This is a genomic window from Mesorhizobium sp. LNJC394B00 (genome assembly GCF_000502555.1).
GTDB lineage: Bacteria > Pseudomonadota > Alphaproteobacteria > Rhizobiales > Rhizobiaceae > Mesorhizobium.
In genome coordinates, this window is sequence record NZ_AYWH01000002.1 from 1,737,462 (window position 1) to 1,749,807 (window position 12,346).

General features: G+C 62.9%; 10 protein-coding genes. 3 read left to right on the forward strand and 7 right to left on the reverse strand.

The annotated features are described in order from the left end of the window. Positions 1 to 149 precede the first annotated feature (149 nt). Entirely contained in the window at positions 150 to 416 is a 267-nt protein-coding gene (locus X751_RS151490; RefSeq protein WP_031202677.1) for a hypothetical protein, read from the forward strand. Positions 417 to 424: 8 nt separating this feature from the next. Here the strand turns inward: X751_RS151490 and bmt are convergent, their stop codons facing one another. Both bmt and X751_RS151480 read right to left on the reverse strand, forming a co-directional pair. After that, positions 425 to 1,447 (reverse strand): betaine--homocysteine S-methyltransferase, encoded by a 1,023-nt coding sequence (gene bmt, locus X751_RS151485; protein WP_023744716.1) that lies wholly within the window; start codon positions 1,445 to 1,447, stop codon positions 425 to 427. A 115-nt stretch (positions 1,448 to 1,562) separates the two neighbouring features. Continuing rightward, positions 1,563 to 2,420, reverse strand: a complete 858-nt coding sequence (locus X751_RS151480; RefSeq protein ID WP_023681768.1) for a helix-turn-helix transcriptional regulator — start codon at positions 2,418 to 2,420, stop codon at positions 1,563 to 1,565. Positions 2,421 to 2,643: 223 nt separating this feature from the next. On the opposite strand from X751_RS151480, the gene X751_RS151475 reads away from it, so the two are divergent. Next, the gene (locus tag X751_RS151475) at positions 2,644 to 3,654 is read left to right on the forward strand and encodes a fatty acid desaturase (RefSeq protein ID WP_031197693.1); all 1,011 of its coding nucleotides are present in this window, start codon (positions 2,644 to 2,646) and stop codon (positions 3,652 to 3,654) included. A gap of 91 nt (positions 3,655 to 3,745) precedes the next feature. Beyond that, positions 3,746 to 4,573 carry a PhnD/SsuA/transferrin family substrate-binding protein gene (locus X751_RS151470; protein WP_023744717.1) on the forward strand — a complete coding sequence of 276 codons (828 nt, stop codon included), beginning with the start codon at positions 3,746 to 3,748 and terminating at the stop codon, positions 4,571 to 4,573. On the opposite strand, the gene X751_RS151465 is transcribed toward X751_RS151470, so the two are convergent. From X751_RS151465 to X751_RS151445, 5 genes are all read right to left on the reverse strand, one after another. Further along, complete coding sequence (locus X751_RS151465) at positions 4,538 to 5,845, reverse strand: Xaa-Pro peptidase family protein (RefSeq protein WP_023744718.1); 1,308 nt, start codon at positions 5,843 to 5,845, stop codon at positions 4,538 to 4,540. The genes X751_RS151470 and X751_RS151465 overlap by 36 nt on opposite strands. Before the next feature lie 55 nt (positions 5,846 to 5,900). Further along, entirely contained in the window at positions 5,901 to 7,469 is a 1,569-nt protein-coding gene (locus X751_RS151460; RefSeq protein WP_023744719.1) for a glycosyltransferase family 39 protein, read from the reverse strand. A gap of 44 nt (positions 7,470 to 7,513) precedes the next feature. Then, positions 7,514 to 10,084, reverse strand: coding sequence for an FAD-dependent oxidoreductase (locus X751_RS151455; RefSeq protein WP_023744720.1), 2,571 nt, complete (start codon positions 10,082 to 10,084; stop codon positions 7,514 to 7,516). An 18-nt stretch (positions 10,085 to 10,102) separates the two neighbouring features. Continuing rightward, positions 10,103 to 10,567, reverse strand: a complete 465-nt coding sequence (locus X751_RS151450; RefSeq protein WP_023744721.1) for a DUF559 domain-containing protein — start codon at positions 10,565 to 10,567, stop codon at positions 10,103 to 10,105. 161 nt (positions 10,568 to 10,728) lie between these two features. Beyond that, positions 10,729 to 12,306 carry a trimethylamine methyltransferase family protein gene (locus tag X751_RS151445; RefSeq protein ID WP_023744722.1) on the reverse strand — a complete coding sequence of 526 codons (1,578 nt, stop codon included), beginning with the start codon at positions 12,304 to 12,306 and terminating at the stop codon, positions 10,729 to 10,731. Positions 12,307 to 12,346: the final 40 nt, after the last annotated feature.

Here is a 12,346-nt window from a genome sequence, read left to right on the forward strand (position 1 = left end):
GCCGGCCTTTTTTCGGATCGATTGATCCGAAGTGCACAGATGATCCGCCTGATCGTTAAATTGCGCGGCTTTTCCGGAACGTCATCGCAATGCCCTGCTATTATTGCATGGGGTCGGGACTGGGCTTGGGGAGCCGGGAATTGCAGATCATGAACATTGGAAACACGACGCCGGCGGTGAGACACACGCAGGCGTCGGGAACGCTGTCGCCAGAATCCAGGCGCATCATGGATGACGTCGACGCAGCCCGGAATACCGCAAAGTCGGCGCTGACCAATGACCGCTTTCGCGTCATGCTGGAGCAGATCGGCAATCCGCAGTCGTCGGGTGACCTGGTGACGATGAGTGGCAACGCCAACGGCACCGCCCTGGATTTCAAGACGGCGCTATCGCGTTACGCTGAAAACAGCGAATAAGTTCGATATCAGGCGCGGCTGCGGCGGCGTTCGCGGCGGGCTTCGCTGGTCTCGGCGGTGTTTTCCGTCGCCACCTTGTTGCGCATCGGACCGATGCGCTCGACGATCGCCGCGACGGTCGGGCGTTCGGATTTGGTGTGCGCGTCGAGCGCCTTGCGCATGGCGGCAAGGTGCTGGAACGACGTGCCGCAGCAGCCGCCGATGATCTTCGCGCCGCCATCCACCGCCAGCCGGACATAGTCGGCCATCAGCTCCGGCGTGCCGGAATAATGGATCTCGGTGCCACGAAATTCGGGAATGCCGCAATTGCCCTTGACGATCACCGTCGCTTCCGGCTTCGCCTCGGTCATGTCGAGCAGCGAGGCCAGGATGTCGGAGGCGCCGACACCGCAATTGGCGCCGACACCGAGCGGTGTCTCTGAAAGTCCGTCGACGACGCCGTGGATATCCCTGGGCAGCAGGCCCATCATGGTGCGGCCGGCAGTGTCGAACGAACCGGTATAGGTGTAGGGCAGGCCGACGCGGATGGCGGCCTCCGCCGCGGCGCGGATTTCGTCCGGCGCAGACATGGTCTCGATCCAGGCGACTTCGGCGCCGCCTTCCTTGAGACCCTCGATCTGCTCGGCAAAAGCCTCGACTGCTTCGTCATAGGTCATTGCGCCGAGCGGCACCAGCAACTCGCCGGTCGGACCGACCGAGCCGGCGACGATGACTTTCCTGCCGGCCTTGTCGGCGACCGCGCGGGCAATCTCGGCGGCGCGCTTGTTCAGCGCATGCACGCGGTCCTGCGCATGGTGCAGCTTCAGCCGGTGGCGCGTGCCGCCGAACGAGTTGGTGAGAATGATATCGGCGCCAGCGTCGACGAAATTCTGGTGCAGGCTGGTGATGGTGTCGGGCGCTGCCTCGTTCAGCAACTCCGGCGCTTCGCCGGCCTCCAGACCCATGGCGAACAGATTGGTGCCGGTGGCGCCATCGGCGAGCAGCACGCCCTTTTCGGCCAGCAGAGCATCGATGGGATTGTTCGCGGTCATCGGATCGACTTTCAGATATTTGAATGGAATAAGGATATAAAGAAGTCTTTATGTCCAGTCAATGTGTTTGCGACCGGCAATTGCCGCGCGGCGCACCTTTCCGGGGCGTTGGGGATCAGGCAGAACCCGATGGAAATGACGCGCCGGCCAGATTGCGCGCGTAGGCGGCGGCCTCATGCGGGTTGATGTCGGCGGCCCGGATCAGATTGTCGAAATGCTGGGTCAGCGCTTGGACCGGCTGGGTGGCGTTCAGCACGACATACATGTCGCCGACATAGATGGCGGCGCGATAAGGGCCGAAGATGGTCAGCGGGATGGAATAGCGCATGCGGCCGTCATAGAGGAACAGGCGGAAGGTGGGGTAGAGATCGTCAAGCAGCGTCGCCATATGGGCAAGCTGCTGCCGGCGGTCAGCCTCGGGAAAGCGGTCCCAGACGCCCAGGCCGCGGGCAAAGATCTCAAGCGTATGGCGCGGCATGCAGACCTCCATGTCGGTCTCAGGGCGCCGGTTGTACTCGATGCGGTACTGCGTCTCGCTGGCCTGCGCCAGACGGCTGCGGTTGGTGATGTTGGCTTCGTAGTCGACCAGCTGGCGTGTGCGCAGGAGATCGGGAATGCCGGCCGGCACATAGCGGATCTTGGTGCCTGCGGCCTCGGCGAACCATTTGGCGAGCAGCGTGCGGTCGAAGCCGTCGGGCGCCTCTTCGATCTCCAGGCTTTCGCGGATTTCGCCGGTGACGCCTTCATCCTGGGAGAGGCCGAGCAGCCAGTCCAGCGAGATCTTGAATTCGGCGGCGATGTTAAGCAGCGTTTCGGCACGTGGCAGGCGCGTCGAGGCGCCGGACATCAGTTGCGACAGCGCCGACCGGTCGATGCCGACTGCTGACGCGAAAGCTGACTGGTTGAGATCGGACCGTGTCAGGAGCAGCTTCAGGCGCTCCCGGAAGATTGCCGAAAGGTCCCGTTTGTCCACTGTTCGTTCTCCGCACTCTCTTAGGAAAAATTTGCGCCCGAGCCGTCGAATCAGCACTTCCAGCGTAAATGAATCCGTAGGGTTGTTTACAATGCATAACATCTGCGGTCAAAAATGCGCAATCGCAACATTTTGTACACTTTGTCTCGTTGAGCGGAATCGCTTCTCCTGACACTATGCTGTCAGGAACAATTCCGGCGACTGAGGGACAGTGGTCGATAGCATGACAGGCAAGCGCATCAAGCGACGCGACGCAGCGGCCATCGAGTGGCCGACCGTGGTCCTCGCTTTCTTCTGTTACGGAATGTGGCTCGCTGCCGGGCTCCTGCTCTGGCCCTCTTATCCGACCCCGGCACTTCTTCTCCTCGGCTTCATCCTGGCCTTGCAGTCGTCGATCATGCACGAAGTGCTGCATGGCCATCCGACGCGCAGCGCGCTCATCAACGAAGCCTTCGTCTTCCTGCCGATCGGCCTGGTCTGGCCGTTCCGTCGCTTCAAGACGCTCCATTTGCGCCACCACGCCGACGAGCGCCTGACCGATCCGCTCGACGATCCCGAGAGCTATTACCAGGCGTTGTGGATGCATGACGATCTGCCGCCGACGATGAAATTCCTGCTCAAGATCAACAACACCATGGCCGGCCGTTTCTTTCTCGGCCCCTGGCTGTCCTGCATCGGTTTCTTCGTCGACGACGCCAGGCATGTGATTGCCGGCGACAAGGTGATCGGCAAGGCATGGCTGCTGCATGCGATCGGCCTCGCCATCGTGGTGCCGATCGTGCAGTTCGGCTTCGGCATTCCGGTATGGCTCTACATTCTGGTGCCGGTCTGGCTCGGCCAGTCGCTGATCGCGGTCCGGACTTTCGCCGAACATCAGTGGTCCGAGCACCCTGAAGGACGCACGGTGATCATCGAGCGCTCGCCGCTGTCGTTCCTGTTCCTCAACAACAATCTGCACTTCGTTCACCACAAGACCCCGACCGTTGCCTGGTACAGGCTGCCAAAACTGTTTGCCGACCGCCGCGACGAGTGGCTGCGGATGAACAATGGCTACGCCTATCCGAACTATTTCGCACTGATCAAAGCCTACGCCTTCAAGGCCAAGGAGCCGATCGTGCACCCGGTGCTGCGCCGCCAGCCCGAGCCGGGCAGGGCGTTCAAGCCGCGCATCAGGGCGCGCAGCATCAGCGGGCTTGGCAGCGCGCCGGTTCCGGCCGAGCCGCCGAAGGAATAATCCCCGGACTTCCCGAACCCGTGTCGGCCAATTCTGATTGGACGCCGCGTTTTTGCGATCCTTTCCCGAGCCATGATGATTGAGTGTCGGCATGAGTGATTTGGTTGCGGCATTGCCGATGTATGACTGGCCCGAAGTGCGCGGCGAGGTCGACGCGCAATGGGCAGCGTTGCGCGATGCTTTTCGGCACAAGGGCGTCGATGGGCCGCAGACAATCGTGCGCCGCAATGGCGACCTGCCGCCGGTGCCGGGCGGTATCCACGACGCCGAGGGCAGACTGATCGCGCCCGATCCGGCGATACTGCCGCCGGACGAACTCGACCATCACCAGCTTTGGCTGCATCCGGCGCTGCTGTTCGCGCAGACCTGCTGGGGGCCGATGGAACTCGGCCTGAGCAAGCATGTGCAGGTGGTCGGCCAGCCGAGCTACGACGCTTACGAGGGCGGCGAAGGCGAACTCTATTCGAGCGCGCTGGTGATGCGGACGGGCGAGGGACCGGAGGTTCGCTCGCCCGCGGATGGCAAAGCCTTGCTGCCGCTCGATCTGATGCGTGACAAGTGTTTTACCTACAACAGCCTCGATTCGATGTCGGGCATCATCGCGCTGACTCGCGACCTGCAGGCCGCCGGCGAGAGCATGGATATGTTTCCCTCGCGCAGCGAGAGCGGTGGCCATCGCGGCTCGATCGTCGCGGTCGCCGAGGGCAAGGCGGATATAGCTGCCATCGACTGTGAGAGCTGGGCGCTGGCGCAGCGTTTCGAGCCTGCGGCAAACGCCGTGAAGGTCGTCGGCTGGACGGCAAGGCGCAAAGGCCTGCCCTACATCACCGCCAGGACGACGCCGGAAAAGACGCTCAAGGCTCTGCGCGAGGCGCTTGCCGGATCAGCCGAGCAGCCTCGCATCCAACGGGTAGGTTGAAAGCTGCTCGTTACCGGTCTCGGTGATCAGGATCTGTTCCTCGATCTTGACGCCCTCATGGTCGCCGAGACGGCCGATATAGCTTTCCACGCACAGGACCATTCCCGGCTCCAGCACGCCATCGGGCGTGTCCGGCGTCCAGTCGCTGGCATGTGGCAGGGTTGGATACTCGTCGGCGAGGCCGACGCCGTGATAGAGCACGCCGTAGCGCGCCGGGAAGCAATCTCCCGGCGGCACCACGGAGCGTTCGACCAGGTCGCGAAAGGACATGCCGGGCTGCATCAATTGCGTGTTGTGGGCGATCTGGTCGGCGGCAATGCGGAACAGGTCGCGCTGCTCGTTCGACGGCCTGGCGTCACCGCAGAGCCAGGTGCGCGAGAGATCGGCGCAGAAGCCGTAGGGGCCGATCAGGTCGGTGTCGAAGGCGACGAGGTCGCCTTCCTCGATCACGCGCGACGAGCATTCCTGGAACCACGGATTGGTGCGCGGCCCCGAGGCCAGCAGCCGGGTCTCGATCCATTCGCCGCCGCGCGCAATGTTGCCGCGGTGGAGTTCGGCCCACAATTCGTTTTCGGAAATGCCCGGCGTCAGCGCCTTCTCCATTTCACCCATCGCCGCTTCGCAAGCGACGATTGCGCGGCGCATGGCGAGGATCTCGTCCGGCGATTTGATCAGCCGCGCATTTTCCATCACCGCTTCGCCATTGCCGATCGAAATGCCGAGCCGGGCGAGTTCCTCGACGCCTTCCGGGTTGATGTGGTCGACCGCAATGCGGCTGTTGCCGCCGCCATGCTCCTTGACCAGATCGGCGATGCCGGCCGCCCAGCGGCGGACTTTGTGCTCGGTCAGCTCGCCGCCATAGAGATACATCCACGACACTGCCGGCCGCACCTCGTCGACGACGCCGGAATGATCGGACAGATGCTCGCAGGAGAAATAGTCGAACAGCACCACGGGTCCCTCAGTGGCGACGAAGCAGTGGCGGGTCGGATTGTGCGCGACCCACAGCTGCATGTTGGTCGAATCGGTGGCGTAGCGGATGTTGACGGGGTCGTAGAGCAGCGCGCCGGCGTAGTTTCGGCGCCTCAGTTCGGCGCGGAGGCGCTCGAGCCGGTATTTGCGCATCGCGGCAAGATCGGGCGCGGCGATGCCTGCCGCTTGCCATTCGGCTTCAGCCAGCGCGCCATAGCCCAGCACATGCTGGTTCAGCGACGCCGCCTTCTGGCGCGATGTTTCGCGCAAGGCTTCGACGGAGCCGGGCTCGAACGGCATGATCTTGCGATGACGACCGAACCCTTGTTTCTCCACCCGACGCCTCCCTGCCGACTTACTGTGGCGCTGCGCCCGCGGCCGCTTTCTTCAGCCGCGTGACCGTCAGCGTGCGGGTGGGCGGCTCGCTGTCGAACAGCATCGGAACGACCAACTGCTGCGGCGAGCCGTCAGCGACATAGCCGGCCTCGCTCAAGGCCCGCAGGATGCCCTCGGGAGGTTCCTTGTCATTGGCCATCACGAGCACCGCCGGCTCGATCAGCAAATGGCCGAAGTCCGGCATCTCGTCGTCGAGCACGACCAGATCGGGATCGACAAGACGCAGATTTCCCACCCAGTGCCAGCTCGATATCGCCGTGCGAACCGGACCGTTTGCCGTCAGCTGGCCATAGAGCGACTGGTAGTCGACACGCACGATGCTGCCGCGGCTGTCGCCGCCATTGAGGTGCGTGTACCAGGTCACCGGCAGCACGAGGATGGCAAGCGTTGCGCCGACAAAGACGACGACGTCCTGCACCTTCCTTCCCTTGTCGCCTCTGGCATCCATCCGCAAGGCCAGCGCGACCGGCAGCAACACAAGAATGGGAAGCATCCAGCGATCGCGAAATTGCGTCGTCCCGCTCGCCAGGACGAGCACGATGGTCATCGCCAGGGCAAAAGCGATGGTGCGCCACACCAGTTTCTCGGTCCATGGCGCCGGTTGCAGAGCCGGCGCCGGCTTTTTCCATGCGATGAGCAAAGCCGCGACGAATATGCCGGCCGGCAACACGGCGAAATACAGGATAGCCTTGCCCAGTCCGCGCATTCCGTAGAATGCGGTTTGTATGGCGCTTTCTCCTCTGCCCATGCCGAAGCCGCCGCTGTGCGACAGCAGCTGGTCGGTGTAGGTCAGGTTCCAGTAGAGCGTCGGCAGGCAAAGCAGCACCGCCACGACAAGGCTGATCGAAAACCGGCGGTTGAGGATGACGCCGCGCGTTTCGCGCAGCGACAGGGTGGACAGGATCAGCGCGCCGAGAAAGATCGCGTTGTTGTATTTCGACAGGATGGCGGCGGCCATCGCCACGCCAAACAGCACATAGGTGGCCAGGGAACGCCGCTGCACCAGTTCAACGAGCGCAAGAAACAGCACCACTGAAAAACAGAAAGCGGCGATCGAGTGGGTGAGGGCGTGCTGCATCTCCCACACCATCTGCGGAAACAACAGCAGGCCGAACAATGCGGCGGCGCCAGCGCGGCTGGAATAGCCCAGGCGGCGGACAGCGATGAAAACCGACGCCAGCGCCGCTCCGATCAGTAGGTACTTCACGATCTTGAGCGCGAGGATGTTCGTTCCGACCACGGCGGCGACGAGGCGGGCGAGCCAGGTGTAGAGCGGCGGCTGCGAGCCGCCATAGCCAGCCCAGAGGTAGCGCATGTACATCAGCTGTTCGGAATCGTCGACGCCGACACCGGTTCCCACGACATGGGACAGCAGCGCCATCACCACGATCTGGACGACGCAATAGACCGCGACGCAGACCAGTGCGGCGTTGAAGGGACCGACCTTGCCTTCGCCGAGCCAGTCCGTCCATTTCTCTAGATACTGCAAGGGGATCGTCTTCTCATCGAGGGAAATGCCTGCGGCCAACTGCCGAAGGCCCCTTACACGATCTCACGCTCCCTGTCGCCTTTTCAGGTCCGCATCTTCTCGCCGCTGGGGTCGAAGGGCGCCTCGACATTGATACGCGCCGGACGCCGGTGGCCGAGGATCTCGATCTCGAACAGTCCGGCACTTTCGTCCTCGGCGAGTGCCGCCGGCACATAGCCCTGCGCCATCGACTTCTGCACATAGTGCGCATAACCGCCCGAGGTGACCCAGCCGACCACGCGCCAGTCGCCGTCGACGATGCCGCGCACGGCGGAAGCGCCTTCGGCAGCCTTTGAGCCACGCACTTCCTTGCCTGCCGTATCGAAGCGCGGCGCGCCATAGCCATGCGGCTTTTCCACCGTGCCATAGTCCTTGCCGACCTTGGCCCAGATCGGCTCGTCGCCCATGACATCGGCGTCGGCCGCATCGACAATGAAGGAGACACGGCGCAGTTTCGGCCCTTCCGCCTGTTCTTTGGCGGCGGCTTCGCGGCCGATGAAGTCGTTCTTCTCCAGCTTGATGAAACGGTCCATCGCGCCTTCGAACGGGCCGTAGATCGGGCGCAGCTCGCGGTACCACGTCGGGAAGTTCTTCTCCAGGCGCATGGAGAGCAAAGCGCGCATGCCGAAATCGACGAGGCCAAACTCCTCGCCGGCGTCCTTGATGGCCTTGTAGACCAGGCGCTCATAGGCCGGCGCCATCCAGATCTCGTAGCCGAGATCGCCGGTATAGGTGATGCGGTTGACCATGCAGGGCGCGCCGCCGACCGCCATTTCGCGGAAATCCATGAAGCGAAACGCCTTGGTCGAGATGTCGACATCGACCAGCTTCTGCAAGAGGTCGCGCGATTTCGGACCGGCGATCGACAGGCCGACGAGCGTCTGATCGAAGCGGTGGATGCGCACCGAACCATCCTTCGGCAGATGCTTCTCGAACCAGCGCATGTGGTACTTCTGCGCGGCGGACGAACCCCAGATCATAAATCTGTCTTCGCCTGCCTTGGCGATGGTGAAGTCGCCGATCAGCTTGCCGAACTCGTTGATCATCGGCGTCAGCACGATGCGGCCGATCTTCGGCATGCGGTTGGTCATCAGCCGGTTGAGGAAATCCTCAGCCGCAGGTCCCGACACTTCGTATTTGGCGAAGTTGGCGATTTCGGTGACGCCGACGCGTTCGCGCGTGGCGCTCACTTCCTCGCCGATAGGACCGAAATCGTTTGAGCGGTGGAAGGAGACGACGTCCTTCGGCTCCTTGCCCTTCGGCGCGAACCACAGCGGGGTCTCCAGGCCCCAGCTATCGCCCATGACGGCGTTGTTGGCGAGCATCGTGTCATAGAGCGGCGTCGTCTGCGCCGGACGCGCAGCCGGCAGCTCTTCATTGGGGAAGCGGATGGAGAAGCGGCGCGAATAGTTTTCGCGCACCTTTGCGTTGGTGTAGCGCAGGCCGGCCCACTCGCCGAAGCGGGCGACATCCATGCCCCAGACGTCGAAGCCGGGATCGCCATGCACCATCCAGTTGGACAGCGCGAGGCCGACGCCGCCGCCCTGGCTGAAGCCGGCCATGACGGCGCAGGCGCACCAGAAATTGGTCAGGCCCTGCACCGGCCCGACCAGCGGGTTGCCGTCAAGCGCGAAGGTGAAGGGGCCGTTGATGATCTGCTTGATGCCGGCTTTCTCGATGCCGGGGAAATGCTTGAAGCCGATCTCCAGCGACGGCGCGATGCGGTCGAGGTCGGGCGGCAGCAGTTCATGGCCGAAATCCCACGGCGTGTTGACCGGCGACCATGGCTTGCAGGCCTTTTCATAGGTGCCGAGCAGGATGCCGTTGCGCTCTTGTCGGGTGTAGATCTCGCCCTTGAAGTCGAGCACGCCGATCATCTCGCGGCCGGTCGATTTGTTGAACTCTTCGACCTCGGGCATCGGCTCGGTGAGCAGGTACATGTGCTCCATGGCCAGCACCGGCAGTTCGACCCCGACCATGCGGCCGATCTCGCGCGCCCACAGGCCGCCGCAGTTGACGACATGCTCGGCGTGGACGGTGCCCTGTTCAGTGACGACGTTCCAGGTGCCGTCAACTTCCTGCGTCAGTTCGACGACGCGGTTGCGCAGCACGATCTCGGCGCCCAGCTTCTTGGCCGCTTTGGAGTAGGCGATCGTCGTGCCGGAGGGATCGAGATGGCCTTCGACCGGATCCCACATGGCGCCGACGAAATTGGTCTCGTCCATCAGCGGGAACATCGCCTTGGCTTCGGAGGGCGTGATCAGCTCGGTGTCCATGCCGAGATAGCGGCCCTTGGCGTGGGCCAGGCGCAGAAAATCCATGCGCTCGGGCGTATCGGCCATCATCACGCCGCCGGTCAGATGCAGCGAGCAGGACTGGCCGGAGATTTCCTCGATCTCCTTGTAGAGCTGCACCGTATAGGCCTGCAGCTTGGCGACGTTGGGATCGCCGTTCAGCGTGTGGAAGCCGCCGGCTGCGTGCCAGGACGAGCCGGAGGTGAGCTCGGACCGCTCGATCAGCATGATGTCGGTCCAGCCGGCCTTGGCCAGGTGATAGAGCACCGAGCAGCCAACGACGCCGCCGCCAATGACAACCGCTTTTACATGAGATTTCATGAGAGATAGGTCCGTTTTTTAAGAGATTGAATCGAATGGGCGGGGCGTGAAAACAAAGCGGAGATCGGCCGCAGCGACGTTCTCGGCCAACCTGCCATCAAGCGCGGCAAGGATGGTTTCGCAGACGGAAGTGCGATGGTTCAGGACGTCATGGTTCCAAACACGCAGGATCGAATAGCCTTGCGCGCGCATGAAATCGTCACGGCGACAGTCATAGGAGCTGCCGGCGTGTTGATGGCCGTCGATTTCCACGACAAGCCATTTTTCGCGGCAGGCGAAGTCTGCAAAGTATGGTCGGATAGAGAACTGTCGCGTGAATTTGTAGCCGCCAAGTTTGCGGGCTTTCAACTCAGGCCAAAGCAGAGCTTCGGCCTGATTGTCACCTTGTCTAAGTTTTCTGGCTCGCAGGGTAGTGCCATTCTTGCGGCGACTGCGGGTTTGACCAGCGCCTTCCCCCACTCCGTCGCCGCTTCCCGGCGCCACCTCTCCCCCCTCCGGAGGGAGAGGAAGGGAGCCAGCCCGCATAACTTCGCGCCTTTCCTCTCCCCCGTCGATCGGGGGAGAGGTGTCGAGCGCAGCTCGACGGAGTGGGGGTCGACTGTTCATCAGATCCATACGAATGATCAGTTCATCAACAACATTGATCAAAAATCGGTCGGCGCGCCGCCTTCGGACGTGCGCTTTTCGACGAAGTCGTTGAGCTCTTCGCGGATCGCCGGGTCCATATAAGGTTCCTCGTAGGATGCCAGCCGCTCCTTCCAGACCTTGTTGGCCTTTTCCAGCGCGGTCGGCGATCCGGCTTCGGCCCAGGTCTCGAAATTGCGCCAGTCGGAGAGGATGGGCGAGTAGAAGGCTGTCTTGTAGCGGTCCTGCGTGTGCTGGGTGCCGAAGAAATGGCCGCCGGGGCCGACCGACTGGATGGCGTCGAAGCCGAGCGCTTCGTCGGACAGGTCGAGCGGGGTGAGGAACTCGGCCACCATCTGCAACAGGTCGATGTCCAGGATGGTCTTCTCGTAGGAACAGCGCAGGCCGCCTTCGAGCCAGCCGGCGCCGTGCATCATCAGATTGCCGCCGCCCTGGATGGCGCCCCACAGCGAGAACACGCTTTCATAGGCTGCCTGCGCGTCGACGGTGTTGGCGGCGCAGGTATTGGAGGTGCGGTAGGGGATCTTGTAACGGCGGGCAAGCTGGCCGCCGACAAGCTGCGCCTTCATATATTCAGGCGTGCCGAAGGCCGGCGAGCCTGACTTCATGTCGACATTCGAGGTGAAGCCGCCATAGCCAACCGGCGCGCCCTTTCTCACCATCTGGGCAAAGGCGATGCCGGACAGCGCCTCGGCATTTTGCTGCACTAGCGCACCGGCGATGGTCACCGGCGCCATCGCGCCGGACAGGGTGAAGGGCGTGATGACGACGACCTGACCCTTGCTCGACATCTGGATGATGCCTTCCATCATCGGCACATCCAGTTTCAGCGGCGAATTGGTGTTGATGATGGTGAAGACGGACGGCTCTTCGAGCATCTGCTCATGGCTGATGCCGCGGGCGATCCTGGCGATCTCGATGCCGTCGACATTGCGCTCCTTGCCGAGCGAATAGATGTGGAACACCTTGTCGGTCAGCGTGGCGAGGTCGCGGATGCATTCGAGGTGGCGCACCGACGGGTGGATGTCGGTCGGCTCGACCGGGTAGCCGCCGGTGCAGTTCAGGATGTTGTGCATCTGCGCCAGGCGCAGGAAGTTGCGGTAGTCCTGCTGGTTGCCCGGACGGCGGCCGCGATCGAGGTCGGAGCAGTTCGGTGCCGACGCCATCATCGACAGGATCACATTGTTGCCGCCGAAGCGCACATTGTGTGCCGGGTTGCGGGCATGGAGCGTGAATTCCGACGGGCAGTTGGAGATGAGATCGAGGATCATGTCGCTGTCGAAGCGCACGCGCTCGCTGCCCTCGCGGACATCAGCGCCATTTTCCTTCATGATGCGGCGCGCTTCGTCATGCAGTACGTCGACGCCTATTTCCCTCAAGACGCGCAGCGAGGCGAGGTGGATCGATTCCAGCTCGTCGTCAGAGACCAGCTTGGTCGGCGTTAGCGGATTTCTCAGTTGCCGAAAAGCCGGCTGTTCGAAGGCGGCCGAGCCGCCGGCGCGCTTGCTCGCACGGCCACCGCGACGGGCACGGTCGGTTGCCAAAGTCGGTTCGGCTGGATGCAGGGCGGCGGTCATGATGGTCCTCGTACGATGCTGGTAGCGGGCGGCATAATGG